Annotated in this window: 17 protein-coding genes; 4 read left to right on the forward strand and 13 right to left on the reverse strand. The window is 53.0% G+C overall.

Annotation, left to right across the window (positions count from 1 at the left end; all coding sequences use genetic code 11):
• Positions 1-34: 34 nt before the first annotated feature.
• From V3W49_RS00115 to gcvT, 13 genes are all read right to left on the reverse strand, one after another.
• Positions 35-2,470, reverse strand: a complete 2,436-nt coding sequence (locus V3W49_RS00115; RefSeq protein ID WP_500142843.1) for a glucose/quinate/shikimate family membrane-bound PQQ-dependent dehydrogenase — start codon at positions 2,468-2,470, stop codon at positions 35-37.
• 359 nt (positions 2,471-2,829) lie between these two features.
• Entirely contained in the window at positions 2,830-4,092 is a 1,263-nt protein-coding gene (locus V3W49_RS00120; RefSeq protein ID WP_500143245.1) for a PTS galactitol transporter subunit IIC, read from the reverse strand.
• Positions 4,093-4,183: 91 nt separating this feature from the next.
• Positions 4,184-5,179 carry a 2-hydroxyacid dehydrogenase gene (locus V3W49_RS00125; protein ID WP_500142845.1) on the reverse strand — a complete coding sequence of 332 codons (996 nt, stop codon included), beginning with the start codon at positions 5,177-5,179 and terminating at the stop codon, positions 4,184-4,186.
• A 17-nt stretch (positions 5,180-5,196) separates the two neighbouring features.
• Complete coding sequence (locus tag V3W49_RS00130) at positions 5,197-5,958, reverse strand: SDR family NAD(P)-dependent oxidoreductase (RefSeq protein WP_500142846.1); 762 nt, start codon at positions 5,956-5,958, stop codon at positions 5,197-5,199.
• A gap of 12 nt (positions 5,959-5,970) precedes the next feature.
• Positions 5,971-7,509 (reverse strand): FGGY-family carbohydrate kinase, encoded by a 1,539-nt coding sequence (locus V3W49_RS00135; RefSeq protein ID WP_500142847.1) that lies wholly within the window; start codon positions 7,507-7,509, stop codon positions 5,971-5,973.
• Positions 7,499-8,080 carry a glycerol-3-phosphate responsive antiterminator gene (locus V3W49_RS00140; RefSeq protein WP_500142849.1) on the reverse strand — a complete coding sequence of 194 codons (582 nt, stop codon included), beginning with the start codon at positions 8,078-8,080 and terminating at the stop codon, positions 7,499-7,501. Before V3W49_RS00140 ends, V3W49_RS00135 begins: the two co-directional genes overlap by 11 nt.
• Positions 8,081-8,094: 14 nt before the next feature.
• Positions 8,095-8,886: a class I fructose-bisphosphate aldolase gene (locus V3W49_RS00145; RefSeq protein ID WP_500142850.1), complete on the reverse strand. Its 792-nt coding sequence runs from the start codon at positions 8,884-8,886 to the stop codon at positions 8,095-8,097.
• A gap of 457 nt (positions 8,887-9,343) precedes the next feature.
• Entirely contained in the window at positions 9,344-10,189 is an 846-nt protein-coding gene (gene folD, locus V3W49_RS00150; protein ID WP_500142852.1) for a bifunctional methylenetetrahydrofolate dehydrogenase/methenyltetrahydrofolate cyclohydrolase FolD, read from the reverse strand.
• A 15-nt stretch (positions 10,190-10,204) separates the two neighbouring features.
• Positions 10,205-11,875 (reverse strand): formate--tetrahydrofolate ligase, encoded by a 1,671-nt coding sequence (locus tag V3W49_RS00155; protein WP_500142853.1) that lies wholly within the window; start codon positions 11,873-11,875, stop codon positions 10,205-10,207.
• A 49-nt stretch (positions 11,876-11,924) separates the two neighbouring features.
• The gene (locus V3W49_RS00160; protein WP_500142855.1) at positions 11,925-13,337 is read right to left on the reverse strand and encodes an alanine/glycine:cation symporter family protein; all 1,413 of its coding nucleotides are present in this window, start codon (positions 13,335-13,337) and stop codon (positions 11,925-11,927) included.
• A 157-nt stretch (positions 13,338-13,494) separates the two neighbouring features.
• The gene (gcvP, locus tag V3W49_RS00165) at positions 13,495-16,374 is read right to left on the reverse strand and encodes an aminomethyl-transferring glycine dehydrogenase (RefSeq protein ID WP_500142856.1); all 2,880 of its coding nucleotides are present in this window, start codon (positions 16,372-16,374) and stop codon (positions 13,495-13,497) included.
• Between the two features lie 59 nt (positions 16,375-16,433).
• The gene (gene gcvH / locus V3W49_RS00170) at positions 16,434-16,820 is read right to left on the reverse strand and encodes a glycine cleavage system protein GcvH (RefSeq protein ID WP_500142858.1); all 387 of its coding nucleotides are present in this window, start codon (positions 16,818-16,820) and stop codon (positions 16,434-16,436) included.
• Positions 16,821-16,888: 68 nt separating this feature from the next.
• Positions 16,889-17,992 (reverse strand): glycine cleavage system aminomethyltransferase GcvT, encoded by a 1,104-nt coding sequence (gene gcvT, locus V3W49_RS00175; protein ID WP_500142860.1) that lies wholly within the window; start codon positions 17,990-17,992, stop codon positions 16,889-16,891.
• A gap of 889 nt (positions 17,993-18,881) precedes the next feature.
• On the opposite strand from gcvT, the gene V3W49_RS00180 reads away from it, so the two are divergent.
• The 4 genes from V3W49_RS00180 to nifJ all read left to right on the forward strand — a co-directional run bounded on the left by V3W49_RS00180 (position 18,882) and on the right by nifJ (position 25,677).
• Positions 18,882-20,297: a sodium:solute symporter family protein gene (locus V3W49_RS00180; RefSeq protein WP_500142862.1), complete on the forward strand. Its 1,416-nt coding sequence runs from the start codon at positions 18,882-18,884 to the stop codon at positions 20,295-20,297.
• A gap of 162 nt (positions 20,298-20,459) precedes the next feature.
• Positions 20,460-20,657, forward strand: coding sequence for a hypothetical protein (locus V3W49_RS00185; RefSeq protein ID WP_500142865.1), 198 nt, complete (start codon positions 20,460-20,462; stop codon positions 20,655-20,657).
• Positions 20,597-22,093: an NAD(P)-binding protein gene (locus V3W49_RS00190; RefSeq protein WP_500143246.1), complete on the forward strand. Its 1,497-nt coding sequence runs from the start codon at positions 20,597-20,599 to the stop codon at positions 22,091-22,093. Before V3W49_RS00185 ends, V3W49_RS00190 begins: the two co-directional genes overlap by 61 nt.
• Positions 22,090-25,677 (forward strand): pyruvate:ferredoxin (flavodoxin) oxidoreductase, encoded by a 3,588-nt coding sequence (gene nifJ / locus V3W49_RS00195; protein WP_500142867.1) that lies wholly within the window; start codon positions 22,090-22,092, stop codon positions 25,675-25,677. The genes V3W49_RS00190 and nifJ overlap by 4 nt, the downstream gene beginning before the upstream one ends.
• The last annotated feature ends 27 nt before the right edge of the window (positions 25,678-25,704 follow it).

The raw sequence follows: 25,704 nt of genomic DNA on the forward strand, positions 1-25,704 counted from the left end.
CTAAAGAAGAGGGCGTTTGCCTTAGCACAATCGCTTAATCATCCAGCGCGTAGGCAATAACGTAATCGCCGCGATCCGGAGACTGGCGTGCGCCTCCTGCCGAAATCAGGATGTACTGCTTGCCGGTCTTCGGCGAAACATAGCTCATCGGGCCACCGCCGCTGCCAACCGGCAGACGGGCTTTCCAGAGCTCTTCACCGGTGGAAGAATCATAGGCACGCAGGTAGTAATCCTGGCTACCGGCGATAAATACCAGCCCGCCCTGGGTGGCCAGCGTTCCACCGAGCGTCGGCATACCCACCGGCATTTTCATCTTCATTTTGATGCCGAATGGGCCGGAGTCCTGCACCGTGCCTACCGGTACCTGCCAGACCACTTTACGCGTCTTCAGATCCACGGCGGAAAGAGTGCCGAACGGCGGCTTCTGGCACGGAATGCCCAACGGCGACATAAAGCGGTTTTTATTGACCGCATAAGGCGTGCCCTTCAGCGGAACCGCGCCCATACCCGTATTCACCGACTCCCCCCCATTGCTGGCGGCAACAGTGGCATCCACCTTCTGGGGAATCATCTGAACCCACAGGCCCAGACGCATATCGTTAACGAAGATGTAGCGATTATTCGGATCCGTCGACAGGCTCCCCCAGTTCATCCCACCCAGTGAACCCGAGAAGCTCAGAGAGACATCGGTACCCGGCGCCGTAAACAGCCCGTCATAGCGCATAGATTTAAAGCTGATGCGACACATTAGCTGATCGAACGGCGTTGCTCCCCACATATCGGACTCTTTCAGGGTTTGGGTGCCAATCTGCGGCATACCGACGGAAACCGGCTGGGTGTGGGAATACTGCTCATTCGGAATGTCCGAGGTTTTTACCGGAACTTCTTTAACCTCGGTCAGCGGTTTGCCGGTCAGGCGATTCAGGACAAAAATCTGCCCCGCTTTGGTACCAAAAACCACGGCTGGCCTGGTTGACCCGTCATCCAGCGGAAAATCGATCAGGCTGGGCTGCATCGGGACGTCAAAGTCCCACAGGTCGTTATGTACCGTCTGGTACACCCAGCGCGCTTTACCGGTGGTCGCATCCAGCGCCATCACCGAAGTGGCATACTTATGATCCAGCGGCGTACGGTTAGCGCCCCACAGATCCACAGAGGAGCTGCCCATCGGGATAAATACCGTATTCATGGCCGGATCGTAAGACATCGGCGCCCAGGAGTTCGGAGTGCTGCGGGCAAAGGTCTGGCCCGGCGCCAGTTTCATATTAGGGTCGTTACGGCCCGGGTCGAACGCCCAGCGCATCTCACCGCTAATCACATCGAAACCACGCAGCACGCCGCCTGGCATATCGGTCTGCACATTATCAGCCACGCGACCGCCGACCACGACAGTGGTACCGGCCAGAGTCGGCGCCGAGGTCAGCTGATATTTAGGATCCGCCGCATCGCCCAGACCGGCTTTCAGATCCACGACGCCGTGATGGCCGAAGCCAGCGCAAAATTCGCCGTTATCGGCATTAATCGCTATCAGACGCGCATCGATAGTGTTCATCAGGATACGACGCTTGCAGGTGTCGCCTGCCGACAGCGCAGGGACGGCGACTGGCGTAGAGCCGGGTGCGCTCGGCTGCGTAAGCGGTTTGGTGGCGTCGAAATATGCCAGACCGCGGCAGCGATTCCAGACCTGAGATTTGGCGTTGATTTCCCGCTTCCAGATCTCTTTGCCACTGTCGGCATCGACCGCAATCACGTTATTGTGCGGCGTACAGAGGAAGACGCGATCGCCTATCTGCAACGGCGTCTGTTGGTCTTCCGCGCCGTTGCCGTCCGGGCTGATCGGGGTATCGCCGGTATGGAACGTCCAGGCGACCTTCAGCCCCTTCACGTTATCGCGGTTGATCTGATCCAGCGCCACAAAGCGGCTGCCGCCCGGCGTGTTACCGTAATTATCCCAGTTTTTCTGGGCCCCGGCTTTGTCGACCGGTACCAGCGGTCGCGGCTTACCGCTAAAGGCAACGGTTGGATGCGGCACAAACATCTGACTGAATGCGGCGACCATACCAATAGCCAGCAGCGCGCACAGCCCGTAGCTGAGCGCAGACAGCGGCGCCCGGCCCTCGCGTTTACGCAGCGCGGGCCAGGTGGCGAAAGCCAGCAACATCAGTCCAGAAGGCACCATCAAACGGGAAATTTGCGGCCAGAATTCCAGACCGGCATCCGCCAGCGCCCAGATAAGGGTTCCTGTAAACACCAGCAGGAACAGCACAACGGCCGACGATTTAACACGCAGGAACTGTAGCGCGGAAAGCAGCGTGACAATACCTGCAATAAGGAAGTACCAACTTCCCCCCAGCAGCACCAGCTTAGCGCCGCCGATGGCGAAAAAACCTCCCGTGGCAAGCAAAATCACGGCCAGTAAATAACACCATAGCTTAAGCTTTGTGCCAGGTCCGGAAGACGAGTCAGACATAACAAAGCATCTCCTGAATAAGTCATCTTTCATCCATACTCTCCGCTTTCCCTGAGGGCCCGAGCGGTACGCGGGCGCCAATCGGTTTCCTCCTGTATTCCTGTACAGTTGTTTACAAATCGGCGTGTAAATGATGCGACGAATCTTTTGGTTCGTCAACATAACTCCATGAATCAAAAGAGCCTTAAAGGATAAAATCGTGGCTTAACAGAATGTAACTAAAGGTGATTTTTATTTTTATCATCGGTTGCCAAATTGTAAAAAATGAAGGGATAGCAGCAGGAGGAACTAAGAAAGAGCGCCGATAAACGGCTCCCCGTTAAAACCAGGGAGCCGGAATTCAGGAGATCGCGAGCGCCTTATGGCGCCGCACTAAACAGCTCGCCGATTTTAACCGCCAGCCACCCCACAGGCGTTGTCGCGCCGCCGACCAGGTTGGTGATTTCAGTCATCCCTTCCGGAACGGGTATGCTGGAGTTCACGGCCGCCTGAGTATATTCCGCCGAGATATCAGTACCGACATACAGAATACAGGTCACAATCAACATGCCGGTTATAAACATCCGGAACATATTGCGCTTACAGAACGGTGTAACCATGGCCAGCAGGAACATTAGCGAGGCAAGGTCGACAAAGGGTAATACCCGATTTCCCGGCAGGATAATCGACAGCACCACCGCCATGGGGATAAGCAGTAATCCGGTCGCCAGCACTGACGGTTCGCCAATGAGCAACGCTGTATCCATGCCAATATAGAAATCCCGCCCCGGGAATTTGGCCTTCAGCTTTGCTTCGGCAGCGTCGCGGACAATAAGCAGCCCCTGCACCAGAATTTCGATCATTTTAGGCAACAGCAACATCGCGGCGGACACCTTAATCGCCAGAGAAACCGCATCGGAAACCCCATAACCAGCCAGCAGCGCCAGCAGCAGCCCCAGAACAAATCCCAGCGTCAGCGGTTCGCCAAATACGCCAAACTTTTTATTGATGCTCTCCGGGTCAATGTTAATCTTATTAATAAGAGGGATCTTATCGATAATATAGTTACAGATAATGCCGAACGGTACGTAGGTTATACAGGTAAGATGAGGAAATGAAATTCCCTTTAAATTATAATTTTTCTGTAAATAGGGTGCCGTCAAATCCGCCGCCAGTAGCGTTAAGATAAAAATAGCAAAGGTAATGCCCACTGCCATCCAGTAATTATGGGTGCCAGCATACACTACCGATCCCATGATAAGGAAAATCCAGTAATTAAAAATATCAATATTGACGGTTTTCGTCAGCTTAAGCAGTAGCATCACCAGGTTTATCGCAATAAAGCCGATAACCACCGGCAGCATCAACGGCGACCCCCAGCCAATGGTCGAGGCCGTCGGCCAGCCGGTATCGACCACGGTCAGCGGCAAACCGATGCGCTCCACCATAGCCTGCGATGCCGGGCCAAGGTTAGTCAGCAACAGTCCAATGACCAGCCCTACCCCTTCGAAGCCGATCCCAACCAGCATACCGGCCTTAAACGCCGTTGCGATTTTTACGCCAAAACACAGCGCAATAATAAAGAATATTACCGGCATCATTACCGATGCCCCCAGACTAATAATGCTGTTAATAATATCCATCATTTATTCCCTCAAAAAAGGTGCGCCGCTTTGGACACGAGCAGAGCCGTGCCCAAAGGGCAGCTGATATTACAGCCTGGACCTTCAGTTATTAGCTGAGCTTATTGAGCAATATCTCAGAAAATAATTTCGGCGAATGACTGAATGCGTCGATAGTGCTTCCGGCAATATGCGGCGTTATCGTGACGTTATCCAGTGAATAAAACGCGCTATCGTCAGGAAAGGGTTCATCATCGAAGGTATCAAGTGCCGCCCCCATAATGTCGCCGGCCTGCAACGCAGCTATCATATCGCCTTCATTAATCAGCCCTGAGCGTGCCGTATTGACAATGATGGCGCTGTTTTTCATGAGCCGGAAATGGTGAGCGTTGATCAGATGATGCGTCTCTTGCGTTAAGCGCGCATGCAATGAAACCACATCCGCCTGACGCACCAGCTCGTCCAGTTCATCCACCTGCCTGTAACGCTCATGACCTGAAACATATCTGTCATAGAAGATAATTTCGCAGCCAAACCCTTCCAGAAAACGGGCCACCAGTCGGGCGATATGCCCAAAGCCGACCAGACCAACCACCTTGTTACCCAGCTCCGGAATCGCGCTCTGGTTCGGATTATCTTTGCGCCAGAAACGATCGCGCAGGGCATCATGAGAACGTGCGATGTTGCGCATTTCCGCCAGAATCATCCCCACGGTGAATTCCGCCACGCTGCGGGCATTACGCCCCGGCGTATTGAGGATTTCAATACCCCTGGCCCGGGCGATTTCACCATTGACGTTTTCCGTGCCGCCGCGCAGCACCCCAATATATTTAAGCTGCGGCAGCGCCTGCAGCACCGCGCTATTCACGGGCGCGAACTGGGTAATCAGGATGTCGGCGTCCTCCGCCCCCTGGAGCAGTTCGCCGGGCAGCGCCACGGCTTCGGCGCCCTCCTGCTCTACCCGCAGGTTATCCTCCTGTAGCTTTTCAATAGACGGATGATGCCATTCACGCACCACCACCTCGATGCCCCTGGCGCGGAGCAGGCTAAGGCCGGCGTCCATCATCGAATGATTAATAAACAGATCGGCTATCGCAAGACATTTCATTTTTCACTCTCCATGAATTAACGCATTAACATCCCGCCGGTCACATCAAGGGTCGCACCGGTCATATAACTGGCCTTTGGCGATACCATGAAGACGCCGATATCGGCGATCTCTTCGGGTTGAGATACCCGCCCTACGGGGATTCGGCTAACGTAATAATCAGGGTCACGCTCCAGGTTTTTGCGTATCATCGCGGTATCCATCATGCCGACCGCGATATTGTTAACGTTGATGTTCAGCCGTGCCACTTCGCGCGCCAGCGAGATGGAAAACGCCACCAGCCCGGCTTTGCTCGCCGCATAGTGGGCATGACCGGTGGTCGAACCGTGGAAAGCGGCCTGTGAGGTAATATTCAGGATGCTGCCCTTGCGGCCGGTCGCAATACAGTGATTCACAAACAGCTGGCTAAGATGGAATACCGCCTTCAGATTGACGTTCATCACCCTATCCCAGTCCTGCTGGCTGATTTCACTGACGTAGCCCGACAGCCAGATGCCGGCGTTATTGACCAGAATGTCGGCACAGCCCAGCTTGTCGATGCAGGTCGCCATCAGATTTTCACGGCTTTGCTCATCAGCCAGATCGGTTTTCACCGCGATAATGGAAACCGGGTAGCAGTCGCGGATGCTTTCCACCAGCTGATGCGGGTTTTCTTCCTCGCTCATCCAGGTAAAGCAGATATTGACCCCTTCCCGGGCCAGTGCATGGACAAACGCTTTTCCCAGCCCGGTCGCGCCGCCGGTAATCATGGCCGTACGGTTTTTCAGATTCAGATCCATAGGTTTCCTCACTTAGTGCGTGACGTAGTTACTGCAGGATCTCCACGGAGACTGCATTTCGGATAACAGATGTTTGTAAAGCTGATATTTGTCCTGGTAGACCTGGCGGTTTTCCGGGTTCGGCGTAACGGTTCGCGCCACTCGCACCATCGCATTCGACGCGGCAAATACGTCGTCATACCAGCCGGCCATTACGGCGGCGGTCATGGCGGTTCCCAGTGTGCCGTGCTCCTTCACATCCACAATTTCCAGCGTGGACTGAAAGATATCGGCGAATAGCTGTAGCCAGACGGGCGAATTGGTCACGCCGCCGGCAATCCGGATAGTCTGGCTCAGGGAAGGGTTAAGGTTGCGCAGCCGTTCCGTGTGGTACAGATGGCTGAACGCCACGCCTTCATAAATCGCCCGCAGAAAATGGGCTTTCTTATGGAAGCTATTGACGCCGATAAACCCCGCCGACGCATCCGGAATCGCATTGGAGCCAAAGACAAACGGGAAAAACAGCAGATGGCTTTCTTCCGGCGTGGTTGAGGCCACCAGCGAATTGCAGAGCTCGTAGACTGAACGCTCCCGGGCGATGGCATCCTTCTTATCGCTCTCCATGAAATTATTGATAAACCATTCGAGATTACTGGCAGACGTGGGACTGGCTTCGGTAATCAGCCATTTCCCGGCAATGGGATAGACTGAGGTCATAAACAACGCTTCGTCTATCACCGGCCGATCGGTCACGTACTCGTTAATGCTCCAGGTTCCCGTGATGATCGCCATCTTATTCAGGCCGTTGATGCCCGAGGCAATGGATGAGGCCGAAATATCAAACACGCCGCCGGACACCGGCGTTCCCGCACGCAGCCCCGTAAGCTCCGCCACCTCCTGCGTGATATAACCGCAGCATTCTGTCGACATTCGAAACGGCGGCAGTTTGTCTCTGATATCGGCCAGCCCCCACCATTCCAGAAGCGCATCGTCATAGCAGCAGTCGCGCACGTTAATCAGGTTGGTGCCGGAAATATCGGTCAGTTCCAGAAAGGCTTCACCGGTCAGATAAAAGCGAATCAGGTCTTTCACCATAAAAATATGGCGGGTATCTCGCAGCGCTTGCGGTTCGTTATCCTTCAGCCACGCCAGCAAAGCCACCGGCTGACCCGCCCAGATCGACTGCATGGTCTTAGGTAATACCTCACTGACAAAAGCCGGATCGCTCTGCCAGCGCGCCACCCAGGCCTTTGCCCGGCTATCGGTAGAGATAATACCGTTTCTGACGGGTTTCCCTTCGCCGTCGACCAGATAGAGGCCATTGCCGTGACCGGTCACCGCCACGCCTTTAATCTGTGCAGCATTAATTCCCGCGCTTTCAATAGCCTGTCTGATGACCTCGACATTCGCGGCCCAGAGTTCGTCAATGTCGCGCTCGGTGTGAAACTCCCCGGGCGTCAGCATGACGGTTGATCTGGAAGCCATTGCCACCGCACGCCCGCAGCTATCGTAAATAGCCGCTTTGGTGACGGTGCCACCATTATCAATGCCCATTACGAATTCATCTTTCATAACCGTGGACTCCTTTTTCTTTCCACAGGCCAGATTCACTGGTCGTTATTCCGCTAAATCCGGCATGGAATATTTTTTCTACCTGGTAGCTGCGTTTCACAAAACCACCGGCAATAAACTTCACATCAAAGCCTTTAAGATTCCGACTGATCAATTCCAGGCACTGACAGGCATATTCCGCAGGCAATATTTCAATAGCGTTGGGCGGATTGTGTTTAATGACATCCAGCGACTGGTCAAGCGATCGGGAATCAATTAACAGAACCCTGAAAATTGTTAATAATCCCTCCTTCTGCGCATACCTGAGTGCGGAAAGATTAGAAGAAATAACACCATCCACCTTATAGTAAGATTTCAGAAGGCTGACGCCAGATTGATCGGGTTTAAACCCACCCAATAGTTCAAGATGAACCAGAACCTGTTTACCGCTTTGATGGCAGCGGCCGATCAGCGACTGTAAATTACCGATGTTGGCTTCAGAAAGCAGAATATAATCCGACTGACTGGCAAGCGCTTTTTCAAAATATTTATATTTTCTTACTGAAGGTATAATGGTGTTATTTAACTGCATAATAATTCCTGAAGTTATTTAGCCATATAGAGGCTGTATGCATCCTGCGGCGTGGCGCCTTGATGAATAATCGCATTCAGACCAGCAACCACCTTCGCCGGATGAGGGTCCTGAGTGATGTTGCGCCCAACCGCAACCCCCTTCGCCCCCATCTGCATACAGTGGTGAACGAACCTAAAGTAACCGTCGATTCCGGTTTTGGGGCCACCCAGCGCCAGCACCGGAACGCCGGCGGCTTCTACAATCAGCCTGTCTTCCACGCTGCCGCTAAACCGGGTTTTGATAACGTCCGCGCCCAGCTCCACCGCCGCGCGTGCGGCAGCGGCAATCACAGCTGGATTGTTTGAGTCATCGGATGTTACCGGGTAACCGTAAGGCAGCGATTCAACGATCAAAGGCAGATTCCAGGCATCGGCCGCCTGCGCCAGACGCATGGCCAGATTGTGGGTTTTCTCTTCATTGAAGGCTCCGGGGAAGGTCATACATACCACCCCATCAGCCCCCACCTTCAGCGCATCTTCAACGGAAAAAACCTGGGCGGTATCGGGGACGGTGTTGTCAAAAATATTCACGGTTCCATCAACGCGTAACACAATGGGAACAGCATTAAGTTCATCCTTAAAGTTTTTAAGCATCCCATAGGTTACCAGGGCACAATCCAGCCCCTGTTCGACCAGTGAAGGGAGCTGGCGAAGCGTATTATCAATACCATCGGTTTTGGTAGAAAAGTAGTATCCATCCAGAGCCAGGGTGACGGATTTACCATCTTTTGCAAAAATGCGAGAAAGGCGACGTTGTTTAGACATGGTTTACTCCTTAGCAAGAAAAACAAAAAAAGCCCTCAGAGACTCGCGTCTCTGAGGGCTTTCTCTTCACTGACCCTGATGATAATGATTCAGATTACCAAACCATTATCCGGAATTTTTCATCTCAATGGGCAGGTTCTAAATCCGTTGAATGTAAAACCACGCCCATCGCGTGATTAATATCTAGCACAACGGCTGTTTTTATGTCTATCTCCTGATGTCAAAATGAGATACTCATCACATCATTGATGGTATCCGGTCGTAAAAATAAAATAAAAACTGATATATAAAAATATATTAACTCCCGCATACATAGCACGCACATTAAATTAACACGGCGGGGATTTCCCATACGGAAGCGCTTTTCTGCCGACGCTGAAAGATTAGTGGATCCCCAGAGCGGCCGTGTGATAACGCGAAATGTCCACGCTCCCTGTTCCAACGCTGTGCTTTATCATCATACGTGGGTCAACTGATGCAGGCGGGCCGCTCTCAGGCAGTTTTTCATTAGCATGGCGATAGTCATCGGCCCCACGCCTCCAGGAACCGGCGTAATCGCACTCACTATTTCTTTAACGTCATTAAAATCAACATCGCCACACAGTTTTCCCGCGTTATCGCGATGAATTCCGACATCAATGACCACCGCACCGGGTTTAATATAATCCCGATTGATAGCACGGGGCTTTCCTATGGCGACAATTAAAATATCGGCACGCTGACAGATTTGCGCAAGATGCCGGGTTTGTGAATGACAAAGGGTAACAGTGGCATTTTCACGCAGCAGCAGCTGTGCGACAGGTTTGCCGACAATGTTGCTACGCCCTACTACGACACACTCTTTTCCGGCAATTTCGATATGGCTACGCTTCAGTAACTCGATAATTCCTGCCGGCGTGCAGGGAGAAAACCCAGGATGCCCCGTGCTCAAAGCACCAATATTTTGCGGATGAAAACCGTCTACGTCTTTATCGGGCCGGATAGCCTGAATCACCGCCTGCTGGTCGATGGCTTGCGGCAGCGGGAGCTGTACCAGTATGCCATCGACATCATCACGCTGATTAAGCATATCAATTTGTTCCAGCAGAGCCGCCTGGGTGAATGATTCGGGAAAGGAGAGCACTAAAGAACGTATTCCAATCGCCTCACAGCTCTGATGCTTATTCTTTACATAAATCGCTGATGCAGGGTCATTTCCTATAAGAATAACGGCAAGCGTTACCCGATACGAACCACTAATCAATTGCGCCCTTAATTCCTCTTTAATCTCAGCGGCAATAGCTTTTCCATTAATCAGTTCCATGATGTCTCTCTCCCTTTAAAAAAGTCCGCTAATCTCGCCGTTCTCATTGACATCTATCACATTCGCCGCCGGTATTTTGGGCAGGCCCGGCATCGTCATAATCGAACCGGTCAACGCGACGACAAAGCCAGCGCCTGCGGAGGCATAGACCTCACGGACGTTGATCGTAAACCCGGTCGGGCGACCGAGTAATGTCGGCACGTCAGAAAGAGAATACTGGGTTTTGGCCATGCATATTGGAAAGTGGCCAAAGCCCATATCTTCTATCTTCTCCAGCATCCTGCGAGCGCCTTCGCTGTACGTCACGCCATCGGCGCCATAAATTTCTTTCGCGATGGTTTCAATCTTATCCTTCAATGGCATCTGATCCGGATAGAGCTGCTGAAAATGCGCAGAATCATGCGCTAATGCATCAACAACCTGATTCGCCAGTTCCACACCGCCTTCGCCGCCATTTTCCCAAACGGTAGTCAGAGCAAATCGACAGCCCATTTCCTGACAATACTGACGAATAAACTCATGTTCTTCAGGTGAGTCTGAGGTATAGGCATTCAGCGCTACCACAATTGGCAAACCATACTTTTTTATATTTTCTATATGCTTACCAAGGTTAACAATGCCCTTTTTCAGGGCAGCCATATTTTCGCTCTGCCATTCATTTTTCCCTACCCCGCCGTTATATTTTAATGCTTTCGTCGTCGCCACCAGTACGGCGCAATCAGGGCGTAAACCGCTCATGCGGCACTTGATATCAAAAAACTTCTCGGCGCCCAGATCCGCGCCGAACCCCGCCTCAGTCACCACGATATCAGCAAGCTTCAGGGCAAGTGTCGTGGCTCTGACGCTGTTGCATCCATGGGCGATATTGGCAAAAGGCCCGCCATGGATAATCGCTGGCGTATTTTCCAGGGTCTGGATTAAGTTGGGTTTAATGGCATCTTTTAGCAAACTTGCCATGGCACCGACAGCATTAAGATCGCCGGCGGTAACGGGCCTCCCGTCACGGGACCAGGCCACGATAATACGGGACAGGCGCTGCTTAAGATCGTTAATGTCACGGGCCAGGCAGAGAATAGCCATGACTTCAGAAGCGACGGTAATGACGAATCCCTCCTCACGGGGCACGCCATCTTTTACGCCGCCCAACCCAATCACCATATGGCGCAAAGAGCGATCGTTCATGTCCATACAGCGCTTAAACGCGATTCTCCTGGGGTCGATATTGAGTACGTTTCCCTGAAAAATATGGTTATCGAGCATGGCTGCCAGCAAATTATTTGCCGATGTGATCGCATGAAAATCCCCCGTAAAGTGGAGGTTGAGATCTTCCATTGGCACTACCTGCGCATAGCCGCCTCCTGCGGCGCCGCCTTTGATCCCGAAACAGGGCCCAAGCGAAGGTTCGCGCAGGGCCACAACGGCATTTTTCCCGATGACGTTGAGCGCCTGACCTAAACCCGCCGTTACCGTCGTTTTACCTTCGCCGGCTGGCGTTGGATTGATGGCGGTCACCAACACTAACTTGCCATTTTTTTTCGCGGCTATCCTGGGCCAAAGGTCATTGCTAAACTTTGCCTTATACTTTCCAAAAAGTTCGATATCATCCGGATTAATATGTAATTTTTCCGCAATGGTCTGAATCGGCATAAGTCTGGCTTCATGCGCAATCTGAATATCTGATTTCATTTTTACTTCTCCTCTGTATAATTTTTATCAGCAGCACAAAACATGACGTTCACTGCGATATTCCATTTTTATCTTTCAGTGCTGGCTTTATCGCTCGGGTCAAACGAATCACCATCGGTGACAATATTATTAAGGCGACTAAATTAGGCAGTACCATCAGTCCATTGAACATATCCGCCATACTCCAGACAAGATCGACCTTAAATAACGAAGCGCAAAATATAAAAATAATGACAATGGTCTGATAAATTCTTACAGCTCTTTGGCTATCAAAAAGATAACGGATATTAATTTCCCCGTAATAGTACCAGCCAATGATGGTTGAAAAAGCGAAAAACAGCAGCGCAAAAGATATAAAAAGGCTACCAAACCATCCATATACATAGTGATAAGCCAACTGAGTTAGTTCTATTCCTTGCAGCCCTGAATATACCGACATAAATGATGCGGTTTTTCGGCCGCTATGGTCCCACATACTCAAGCCAGAAGTAATAATCGCCAGCGCGGTGAGCGTTACGATGACGGCGACGACGAAAACCCCCATCATGGCGATAAATCCTTGTTCTTCCTGACGTTCAACCCTGGCCAGCGCATGAGCGTGCGGCGTTGACCCCATACCGGCTTCATTAGAAAAAAGCCCTCGGGCAATACCAAAGCGCATCGCTTCCTGAATCGCAATGCCGACTCCACCGCCAAGAACGGCCTGCGGGTTAAAGGCCGCGATAAAAATCGCCTTAAATGCCGGAATAATATACTGGTAGTTATAAATTAAGATAACAAGCGTACCCAGCAGATAGAACACGGCCTTGATCGGGACTATCTTTTCCGCAAAAGAGGCAATACTACCGATACCGCCAATAATGACAAAGCCCGTTAACGCCGCCAGTATTAACCCACAAACCCATAACGGTATATGTAACGAACCATGAAATGCTGAGGCAATTGAATTCGACTGAACCATATTACCGATAAACCCAAGCGCTAAAACAACAAGCACGGCAAAAATAACGGCCAGCCATTTGCAGTGCAGTCCATTTTGAATATACCAGGCAGGGCCGCCAACAACCTGCCCTGCTTTATCCGTAGTGCGAAATTTCTGCCCCAGTATCGCCTCAGCGTAAATGGTCGCCATACCCAGAAACGAAGAGATCCACATCCAGAAAATAGCGCCAGGGCCACCCGCCAGAATCGCTGTGGCAGGCCCAGCCAGGTTGCCGGTGCCAACCTGGCCGGCAATAGCTGTGGTGACGGCCTGAAAAGAGCTCATGCCTTTTTTATCAGCGCGTTTACCAAACAGAGAAATGTTACCGAACAGGCACCGACAGCCATTTTTAAAATAGCGAATCTGGACAAAACCTAACGCAATTGTGTAATAGATACCGACTCCACAAAGCAGGAAGATCAATAATGTATTCCATAATAAATCATTAATCTGGCCAACGAAATAAATCAAGGTATTCATCTTGTCTGTCTCTTGTTGGATTACTGACAAATAGCGACGCTGTTATATACCCCACCTTTTCAATCGTGGTTTTAGTACGCACTAACTATTCAATAACGATGGCATAGAGCATTAACGCCACGACAGGACGCACACGGTCGGGCGTCCCGTCGTTGCTCTACAGACTGGGTTCAACCGGCAGGCAACCGCAAAACAGATGACGATCGCCATAGACATCGTCCAGACGTTTCACCGCTGGCCAGTATTTGACGCCGGTCTTATTTTTACCCGGGAAGACAGCCTGTTCCCGGCTATAGGGATGCGTCCATTTTTCTGTCAGCTCTTCCTGAATATGTGGCGCGTTTAGCAACGGATTATCGTTTTCCGGCCAATCTCCGCCAGCGACGCATTGGGCTTCAGCGTAAATCGCGCGCATCGCTGAAATAAAGCGATCGAGCTCTTCCTTACTTTCTGACTCAGTCGGCTCAACCATTAGCGTACCTGCGACGGGAAATGACATGGTTGGCGCATGGAACCCATAATCAATTAAGCGTTTAGCGACATCCATCTCACTAATGCCACAGCGCGCTTTTAATGGCCGTATATCCAGAATACATTCATGCGCAACGTAACCTTCGGCGCCATGATAAAGCACGGGGAAAATATCGTTGAGCTTTCTGGCGATATAATTTGCATTCAGAATGGCGACCTGCGTTGCTTTCTTTAATCCCTGAGTCCCCATCATACGAATATACATCCAGCTAATGGGCAAAATAGAGGCGCTGCCGAAAGGCGCTGCGCTAACCGCGCCCTGATGCGTGATTCTTCCCTGCGCGTGTACAACGCAATGCCCGGGCACAAAATCGGCCAGGTGAGCTTTTACGCCAATAGGGCCCATGCCTGGGCCGCCCCCGCCATGGGGAATACTAAAAGTTTTATGCAAATTAAAATGAGAGACGTCTGCGCCAATGTAGCCAGGAGAGCTGATACCAACCTGCGCGTTTAGATTAGCGCCGTCTAAATAGACCTGACCGCCATACTGGTGGACTATCTGGCAAACGCGGCGAATACCATCTTCATAGACGCCATGTGTGGAAGGGTAAGTCACCATAATACAGGAAAGGGACTCTGCCGCCTGCGCCGCTTTATCTTCCAGGTCGGCAATATCGATATTCCCATGCTCATCGCAGTCGACCACCACCACGGTCATTCCCGCCATGTGGGCCGATGCCGGATTAGTACCGTGCGCGGAGGCGGGAATCAGACAGATATGGCGCTGCTGCTGCTGAAGGCTGTGCTGATAACGCCTGATCGTCAACAGGCCGGCATATTCTCCCTGAGCCCCCGAGTTAGGCTGCATACAGATAGCGTCATAACCGCTGATGGCCAGCAGCCACCGGGAAAGCTGTTCGAGCAGTTGCTGATACCCCTGCGCCTGCTCTATCGGACAGAAAGGATGAAGACGGCTGAATTCAGGCCAGGTAATCGGTATCATTTCGGCCGCCGCATTAAGCTTCATGGTACAGGATCCCAGAGGGATCATCGCCTGATTCAGCGCCAGATCCTTCTGTTCAAGCCTTCGCAGATAGCGCATCATTTCTGTTTCGCTGCGGTAGCGATGAAAAACAGGATGGACGAGAATAGGCTCAACGCGCCGTAGCGTTTCGTCAAGAGTCGCAGGCGCCTGCATCACCTGGTCATCAAGCGCTTCCACATCGAACCCGTGCTTTTGCCCCACCAGAACCGACCAGATCGTTAAAATATCCTCGCGCGTTGTGGTTTCATCCAGGGAGATTCCCACGCAATCGGGAATATCGCTGCGTACATTAATGCGATAATCCTGAGCGCGGCGCAGTATATCCGCCTTATTGGCAACTTTTATGGTCAGGGTATCAAACCAATGACGATTAAGGATTGAAAACCCCGCCTGCCTGAGCCCCATAGCCAGAATGTCCGTTAGCCGATGGATGCGCGAAGCGATACGCATAAGCCCCTTCGGGCCATGATAAACGGCATACATACCGGCGATTACCGCCAGCAACACCTGAGAAGTGCATATATTGGAGTTGGCTTTTTCACGGCGAATATGTTGCTCTCGCGTTTGCATGGCCATACGTAATGCCGGACGCCCGGCGGCATCCCTGGACAGGCCGATAATACGGCCCGGCATCGCACGCTTATGTTCTTCCCTGCAGGCGAAGAAAGCGGCATGAGGCCCCCCATAACCCATCGGAACCCCAAACCGCTGCGCAGAGCCGAAAACGATATCGGCCCCCATTTCCCCGGGAGATTTTAATAACACCAGCGCCATGGGATCGGCGCAAACGCAGGTAACAATGCGGTGCTTTTTGAAGGCGTCAATTACGGCATCGAGCGCGTACAGCTCGCCGCTACTGCCGGTAACGGGCAATAACGCGCCAAAAAACGTCATATCGACCGCATCCGGGTCGATATCTCCCACGACGATATCGCATCCCAGCGTTTCAGCCCGTGTTTTAATGACATCCAGAACCTGCGGGTGGATATCGCGAGAGATGAAAAAGCGCCGGGCATTTTTATTCGGCGACACGCGCCAGGCCATTGCCATCGCTTCCGCAGCCGCGGTGGCTTCATCCAGCAAAGAGGCGGACGCAACAGGCAATCCAGTAAGATCCATCGTCACCTGCTGAAAATTCAATAACGCTTCCAGACGCCCCTGGGAGACTTCTGGTTGATAAGGCGTATACGCGGTATACCATCCAGGATTTTCCAATAAATTTCTTCGAATGACGTCAGGCATCAGCGTATCGTAATAGCCCATACCAATAAATGATTTGTAGTATTGATTTCCCTCTGCGATTTTCTTTAATTCAGCCAGAGCAAGATGTTGCTGAGTCGCCTCACCAACCTGGATATCATTTTCTAATAATAAATCAGCGGGCACGATTTTAGCGATCAACTGCTCTAGTGTTGTTAACCCTAAAACCGCCAACATTTCTGATATTTGCTGCTCCGATGGCCCAATATGGCGATGAATAAATTCATCACGATTTTCCAACCGGCTTAATGAAGTTGTCATAAGATATTATCCTTACTGGTCGCGAGCTGGCACCCTGCCCTGGCGATTGAGATAATGAATTAATCAGCGATAAGCGTTTGATACTCCTGAGGGCTGAGGAAGTCATCAAATTGAAGTGACTCACTGGCCTTAATAACAAATATCCACCCTTCATCATAGGGAGAGTGATTAATTAGCTCAGGCGCGTCTTCAAGTCTGGTGTTAACTTCAACCACTTCTCCACTGAGCGGTGAATAAATGTCTGAAGCGGCCTTCACTGACTCCGCAGTGGCACACTCTTCATTTTCACCATAGCGTCTTTGGCATTCGGGCAAATCAATAAAAACCATATCCCCTAATAGCGACTGCGCATGCTCAGTAATACCTACCCGATATAAACCATTACCCTCATCTTTTAGCCACTCGTGAGTAGTCGTATATTTAAGCTCTGTCGGAATATTACTCATTATTCTGGTTCCCCTGTTATAGGCTCTGTCTGTTGTCCATTCTGAATTTGCGAAGCGCCCTGAAAAAACTAATCAATAACGCTGGTGCCATTGCGAACGAAGACGGGTTTTACGATGCGAACCGCCTGCGGCGCGCCCCGTAAAACGACCGTCGCATGCTCGACCACGTTCATCGGTACCCGCGCAAGAGCGATACTGCGTTGTAACGTGGGGGAAAATGAACCGCTGGTTATCACGCCATGACATGTATTGCCTTGTCTATCGGTACATATCACCGGAAGGTGCCGCCGTAAAACGCCTTTCCCCTGCATCACCAGACCAATAAGCTGCTCGCTGACGGCGTTTCGCTGTTTTTCCAGTGCCTTTCGGCCGATAAAATCGCGGTCCTGAGGTTCCCAGCCGATCGTCCATTCCATATTTGCAATCAGCGGCGAGGTGGTTTCATCCATCTCCTGACCATAGAGATTCATGCCGGCTTCCAGGCGAAGCGTATCTCGCGCCCCCAGGCCACAGCACTGGACGCCGACCTGTTCCAGCTTTTGCCAAAAGTCTTCAGCCAGTTCCGAAGGCAGGGCTATTTCATAGCCTTTTTCTCCGGTATAGCCGGTAGTGGCAATAAATAGCTGGCCGGTTTGAATACCAAAAAATGGTTTCATACCTGCCACATCCTCGCGCTGAGCGGGCGTAAGCAATTGCGAAACTTTATCCCGGGCATTCGGCCCCTGAATCGCAATCAAAGAGAGGTCGTCACGAACATCGATCGCAACGCAATAGCGCCCGGCATGCGTTTTTATCCAGTCAAGATCTTTCTCCCGGGTCGCCGAGTTCACGACCATGCGGCAAAATTTATGCGTAAAGAAATAGACAATCAGATCGTCAATAACTCCGCCTTCCGGCGTTAACATTGCCGAATATAGTGCCTTTCCCGGTATCGTCAACTTAGCAACGTCATTCGCTAATAATTCGCGTAAAAATATAAATGTCTTATCACCATGTAAATCGATGATTGTCATGTGGGAGACATCGAACATACCTGCGTCATTCCGCACTGCATGATGCTCATTAATTTGCGAGCCATAGTGCAAAGGCATTAACCAGCCATGAAAATCGACCATTAGCGCCCGATTTTTTTCATGTTGAATATATAATGCAGTTTTCTTAAGGTCGGACATTACCCCCCCCTCGTAAGCATTCATATCAGGCAAAGAAAAGTAACCACACAATAAATAGAGGTATGGATTGTCGTTGCTGATAATAAATAAAAGTGTGAGGATAATCACATTTGATATATTTCAAATAAAAAAACACTATTCGCCAAAACCGCGTTGATACGCGAACAACAGTTAACCTGTTGTTATATAGATACAATAAAAGAAAATTTACCGCAGTGATCGCATGCGAAAAAATAACGTCAAGCACGGTTAAAAAAACATATTCCAGAATCACTTACATAGATTTTAAAGCTGACTCGTTTCATATCATTTTATTATTCGCAATAGCCACAAAACTATTTGATCGTTAATGGAGCGGCATAATAAAAAGACGCAGATAACCTCGTTTCAGCCCTATATTTCATTGACGCAGCCCGTGGCTTAGGCCGGCTATTCACCGGGACATCTGAACCGAAACGCTGATCTTCGGCAGGTTATCCTTTTTATTTCAGGCGTATCAGAAACGGGACCCGAAACAGACGCGCGGATAACCGGCGACTTCCTGCACTTAGCGAGAAGAATATTATCATTTCAGTAAATTCGTATCATTATGAGAAGCCCGGCTCGCTTTTTCCTGTTTAGCCCGGGGGCCTGATGCGGATGTGGGAACGAAATCTTAGCCCCTCCCATGCCGTAAAGTGGTCTATCACACTGTTAATTATTAGGAATTCATTTATTTTCCTGACTAAATTTCACAAAATCTTTTTTTTATTCCTGGCGACCCGCAGGCGCATTCCCGGGCGCGAAGTGGATAAAAATCTTTATGCCCCCGTCAAAAAGCACTCGCAGCGCCTTAAGTTGGCCCAATGCTTGCTCTTATTCGGTGTCTCCTGGCAACGAGGAAAATCCGATGAGTGGCCATATCATCATCGCAACCACGATCGTTATCTATATCATCATCATGACAGGCGTGTCGCTGTATGCGAGATCAAGAATCAAAAATAACGACGATTACCATCTTGCCGGTCGACGCCTTGGCACCATCATGCTGGCCGGCACGCTGGCCGCGACGGAAATCGGCGGCGGCAGCACCATTGGCGTTACCGCCAAAGCCTACGGCGCCTGGGGGCTTTCGGCGGCATGGTATGTGATTGCGACTGGTATCGGCATCTTTCTTGTCGCATTTATCGCGCCCTACATGCGCCGCGCGATGGCCACGACGGTGCCGGAAATTATCGGCCGCCGCTACGGCAAAAGCAGCTACCTTATCACCAGCATTCTGTCGGTAATTTCGCTTATTTCCCTGGCCGCAGCGCAAATTACGGCTTGCGCCACCGTCGTAAGCGTCATGCTCAATATGCCCTTTACCATGGCGCTTCTGATTGCCGGTTGCCTGCTGGTTTTTTATACCTGGGTGGGGGGAATGTGGAGCCTGTCGCTCACCGACTTCATTCAGTTCTTTATCATCGTATTCGGATTTTCATTCGCGATTATCTATATCCTGCTGCGCGATCCGCAGGGCTGGAATAGCGTTTTCGCGACGCTTCCCCCTGAAAAGCTTTCTACTACGCACCTGGGCTGGGGGGCCATCATTGGCCTGATTGTCATGTACTTTATGACCTTCTGCACCGGTCAGGAGGCCGTTCAACGCTTCTATTCAGCCAGAAATGAAAAGGTCGCCATTCACGGCGCGCTATTGTGTGGCATCGTCATAACGCTGTATGCCTTCGTTCCCGCCCTGTTCGGGCTCATCGCCTTCGCCAGCTACCCCGACATCGCCGCCAACGATGCGCTGGCCACCGTCGCGGTCGGAAAACTCCCGCCGCTTTTCGCCGGTGTCGTACTCTCTGCGGTGCTGTTCGCCACTATGTCGAGCGGCTCCGGCGATTTGCTGGGCGCGTCCAGCATTATGGTGAAGGATATCTATTACGGTTTTATTTATCGCGGCGCCTCCCCGCTACCCGGCGAAGAGCTAAAAAACAGCAAACGGGTCGTCATCGCGGTTGGAATTATCGGCATTATTATCGCGTTTTTTAGCCGACAAATTATTGAGCTGCTGGTTTTCGCTTTTACGATTCGCGCCACCGGGCCATTTGCCGCCTATCTTTTTGGCCTGCTGGCCGATTATGTCACCCCCCACGCCGGTCTGGTTTCGATTATCGCGGGAACCCTGGCCGGTCTGGCCTGGCAGATAGCCGGGCAGCCCTTTGGCGTTTACGCCGTGATTATCGGCTCACTGGTGAGTCTGTTCAGCTTTCTGCTGGTTGTGAAATACGACAGGCTCCGGGGCGTTCCCGGGGCGCCATTCACGGAAAAAAAACCATAGCCATACCCGCTTTTCAGCTGTTTCTTCGGGATTATCCCAGGCCGTAAGCCGCCGCCGGCAAACACGGCAAGCGGCGCCGGATACCGGAACATAAACCCACCGATATCCAGCGCAACGCCCGGGTTAATCATTGTTAAAGCCCTATAAGAAATAAGCAATGTTATGAATAAGAGCAAAAAAGATATGACCCTCCCCCCCGACCTGTCCGGCCTTTCCGGCACCGGTCCGGTTCGTCGCCATAAACCTGTCTATCAGGATTCGCTGCCCCCTGTAACCACGCCTGTCCGGCAGGCGAAAATATCCAGGCCTGGCTCGCGCTGGCGCAGGAAGGACGCAATGAAGAAGCCTGGCAAAGCCTGATTGAAAATAATCCCATGCCTGCCGTCCATGGCCGGGTCTGTTACCACCCGTGCGAAAACAGCTGTAACCGCGCCCAGGTGGATCAATCCGTCAGTATTCACGCCGTCGAACGCTTTCTTGGCGATCAGGCGCTGAAAAACGGCTGGAAGCCGACATGGAACGCAACGCCCAGCGGTAAAAAAGTGCTGATTGTCGGTGCCGGGCCGTCGGGGCTTTCCTGCGCCTGGCATCTGCGGCGCCTGGGCCATCAGGTCGAAATTCACGAAGCCGGCCCAATGGCTGGCGGTATGATGCGCTTCGGCATCCCGGCCTACCGTATGCCCAGAGACATTCTGGATCGCGAAATCCAGCAGATTCTGGATACCGGCGTCACGCTGAAGCTGAATCACAAAGTGGAAGACGTGATGGCGGAGAAACAGCGCGGCGGATTTGACGCCGTCTTTATGGCTATTGGCGCCCATCTGGCGAAAAAAGTGGATATCCCCGCCAGGGAAGCGGGAAAAATTCTGGACGCCGTAAGCTACCTGGATGCCGTTGAGCGCGGCGAAGCGCCGAAACTGGGGCGACGTGTCGCTATATACGGCGGCGGGAACACGGCGATGGACGCCTCGCGTACCGCGCGCCGCCTGGGCGCCGAAGAGGTGATGATCATCTACCGCCGCGATCGGGAACATATGCCAGCCCACGCCTTTGAAGCCGATGAGGCGATAGAAGAAGGCATTAAAATTAACTGGCTGCGCACCATTCGCCAGTTTGACAACGAAACCATGACCGTTGAAGAGATGGAGGTTGATGCCAACGGGCGTCCTCAACCCACCGGTCGTTTTGAAACGCTCAACGCCGACAGCCTGATTCTGGCGCTGGGTCAGGAGGTCGATCTCTCGGTGCTGAAGCGCATTCCCGGCATCGCACTGCTTGATGACGGGGTGGTCGATGTCGATCCGCATATGATGACCAGCGTCCCCGGTATTTTCGCCGGCGGCGATATGGTGCCCTCTGAACGTACCGTCACCATTGCCACCGGCCACGGCAAAAAAGCGGCCCGCCATATCGACGGCTGGCTACGCGGCCAGCCTTACAGCAAACCTGAACCGGTTCCCGTCATGGAATATCCCGGCCTGCACCTGTGGTACAACACCGATGCCGATGCCACCCACCAGCCCGAAATTACCCCGCAGCAACGTGAAGGGTTCGATGAAATCATCGGTGGGCTGACCGAGGCTCAGGCGCGTTACGAAGCCACCCGCTGCTACTCCTGCGGCAACTGCTTTGAATGCGATGGATGCTACGGCGCCTGTCCGGAAGGCGCCGTGATTAAGCTGGGCAAAGGGTTACGATACCGCTTCGACTATGCCCTTTGTTCCGGCTGCGCCGCCTGCTTCCAGCAGTGCCCGTGTCACGCTATTGAAATGGTCGCAGAGGAGGCCCGGTCATGAGTGAACAGCATAATACGATAGTGATGGCAGACGGCAGCGAGGCTGCCGCCTGGATCGCCTATAAAGTCAGCGAAATCTGCGCTATCTACCCCATCACGCCCTCTTCCAACATGGCGGAGCTGGCCGATGAATGGGCGAACCGACAGGTGACGAACATCTGGGGCGACGTACCGACCATTATGGAGATGCAGCATGAAGGCGGCGCTGCGGGCACGGTACACGGCGCGTTACAGGCCGGCGCCCTTAGCACCACCTTTACCGCTTCCCAGGGGCTGATGTTGATGTTGCCCAACATGTATAAGATCGCCGGCGAACTCACCAGCGCGGTATTCCACGTTGCGGCGCGGTCGCTGGCGGCTCAGGGATTATCCATCTTCGGCGATCATCAGGACGTTATGGCCGCCAGAACCACCGGGTTCGCCATGCTTTCTGCCGCGTCCGTCCAGCAGGCGCAGGATATGGCGATGATCGCCCATGCGGCGACGCTGGAGGCGCGAATTCCTTTCATTCACTTTTTAGACGGCTTTCGCACCTCTCACGAAGTCAACAAAATATCACGCCTTAGCGATGAGCAGATCCGCGCCATGATTGACGATCGCCTGGTGCGCGAACACCGTTTCCGGGCGCTTAACCCCGACCATCCGGTGATGCGCGGTACGGCGCAGAACCCGGATACCTACTTTCAGGGGCGTGAAAGCGTGAACGCTTACTACGACCGCGTGCCGCAGATCGTCGAACAAACCATGGCTCGTTTCGCCAGGATAACCGGCCGACGCTACCACCTGGTCGATTACCATGGCGTGCCCGATGCCGAACAGGTCATGGTGATTATGGGCTCCGGCGCTTCTACGGTACGTCAGACGATTGACATTCTGAATGCCCGGGGCGGCAAATACGGCGTCATCACCGTGCATCTGTACCGCCCGTTCCCGTCGCAAGCCCTGGTCGATGCCCTCCCCGCCACCGCGAAATTCGTGACGGTGATGGATCGCACCAAAGAGGCGGGCGCCAATGGCGAGCCGCTCTACCTCGATACGCTGGCCGCGCTGGTCGCAGCGTTACAGCAAGGGAAAATTTCCCGACTGCCGGTATTGAGCGGCGGCCGCTACGGCCTGTCATCAAAAGAGTTTACCCCGGCCATGGTGAAAGCCGTGCTGGAAAGCCAGCAGCAACCGGATGCCCGGCGCTTCTTTACGATTGGGATTCACGACGACGTTACGCACCTCAGCCTGGCATTGGACGAAAGCTGGCATATTGAACCGGATAACCAGGTTCGCGCGCTGTTCTTCGGGCTGGGGGCCGACGGCACCGTCGGCGCCAATAAAAACAGCATTAAGATTATCGGTGAGCTTCCCGAATATTACGCCCAGGGCTACTTTGTTTACGATTCGAAAAAGTCGGGTTCGCGTACCACATCCCACCTGCGGTTTGGCCCCGAGCCTATCGACGCGCCTTACCTGATAGGTTCGGCAAACTTTATCGGCTGCCATCAGTTCAACTTTGTGGAAAATCTGGAACTGTTGGCCTGGGCCGCCCCACAGGCGACCTTTCTGCTAAACAGCCCTTATTCCGCCGATGAGGTCTGGGCCCATCTGCCAGCCAGCGTCCAGCGCCAGATTCAACAGAAGAAACTCTCTTTTTATGTGATTAACGCCGCTGAGGTGGCCCGCGATACCGGCATGGGTTCGCGCATTAACACCATCATGCAGACCTGCTTTTTCGCGCTGTCTGAGGTGATGCCCAAACAGCAAGCCATCAGGCTGATTAAAAAGAGCATCGAGAAAACCTATCTCAGGAAAGGGCGCGCGGTGGTCGATAAAAACTTTGCCGCCGTCGACGCGACCCTGGCTAACCTGCATCAGGTAACGGTGCCGCAGCAGATAACCGGCGCGACGGAAGCGGGATGGACCATCGCGCCGGAGGCGCCACGTTTTGTGCGTGAAGTCACTGCCGAGATGCTGCAGGATCGCGGCGATCGCATTCCTGTGTCGATGCTGCCCGCCGACGGCACCTGGCCTACCGCGACGGCGCGCTGGGAAAAACGCGACATCGCCCTGGAGATCCCGGAATGGCGCGAGGATCTCTGTATTCAGTGCGGAAACTGTTCGTTTGTCTGCCCCCATGCCGCCATCCGGGCGAAATTTTATCACCAGGACAGGCTCGATAACGCGCCCCGGGGCTTCAAAAGCGCGCCGATTAGCGCCCGCGGCTTCCCCGATACGCGCTATACCCTGCAGGTGTACCCTCAGGATTGTACCGGCTGTAATCTTTGCGTCGAAGCCTGTCCGGTACGCGCCCGGGATGAGGCGGGAAATGAGATTCGGGCTATCAACCTGGTGGATAAACTGCCCATACTGGCGCGAGAAAAAGATTCGCTGGCGTGGTTTCGCCGCCTGCCCTGGCCCGAACGCTCCACCATCGACTTTTCCAGCGTGCGCGGCGTGCAGTATCTGGAGCCGCTGTTTGAGTTCTCCGGCGCCTGTTCAGGCTGTGGCGAAACGCCGTATCTGAAAACGCTGACTCAGCTGTTCGGCGACCGCATGATGGTGGCTAACGCGACAGGATGCTCCTCCATATATGGCGGTAATCTGCCTACCACGCCGTGGTCGAAAAATCGTGAAGGGAAAGGCCCCGCCTGGTCCAACTCGCTGTTTGAGGATAATGCCGAATTCGGCCTGGGATTCCGTCTGACGGCCGATCACCACCGCCACCAGGCGGCGCTGGCGCTACAGGCGTTCGCGCAGCGCCTGGGACAAACGCTGGTCGACGAGATAGTCAACGCGCCCCAGCAGACTGAATCGGATATCCAGCGCCAGCGCCAGCGGCTGGCAAAAGTGCGCGAGCGGCTGGCCAACGACACTTCCGGGCAGGCGCTGAATCTGTCCAGCCTGTTGGATCACCTGATTCGTCGCTCCGTCTGGATAGTCGGCGGAGACGGCTGGGCCTACGATATTGGCTCCTCGGGGCTGGATCACGTACTGGCTTCCGGTCGCGACGTCAACGTGCTGGTGATGGATACCGAGGTCTATTCCAACACCGGCGGGCAGATGTCCAAATCCACGCCGCTGGGTGCAACCGCCAGGTTTGCCGTGGGGGGGAAAACCATGGCGAAAAAAGATATCGCGCTCCAGGCCATCTCTTACGGCAACGTTTATGTCGCCAGAGTGGCTTTCGGCGCGAATCCGCAGCAGACGCTACAGGCCATGCGCGAAGCCGAAGCCTACCCCGGCCCTTCGCTGATTATCGCCTACAGCCATTGCATCGCGCACGGTATCGACATGCAGCTGGGGCTGCTGCAACAGAAGCGCGCGGTAGATTCCGGACACTGGCCGCTTATTCGCTATAACCCGATACTGCGCGAATCAGGCCATAATCCGTTCACCCTCGACTGCCTGCGCCCCACCCTACCGCTGTATGAATACCGCAGGCATGAAACGCGATTCCTGGCGCTGATGCGCCAGAATCCCGAAGAGGCGCAGCGGTTGATGGAGATTGCGCAACACGTGGCCCATCAAAAATGGGCCACCTACGAAAGCATTGCCGCCAGACCGGCAAGCGCTTTCCATCCGGATGCCCGCCGCTAGCCGTTCGGGATCGGGGGTCGCCGACGG

The sequence above is a fragment of the Rosenbergiella sp. YN46 genome (assembly GCF_036620675.1).
Lineage (GTDB): Bacteria > Pseudomonadota > Gammaproteobacteria > Enterobacterales > Enterobacteriaceae > Jejubacter.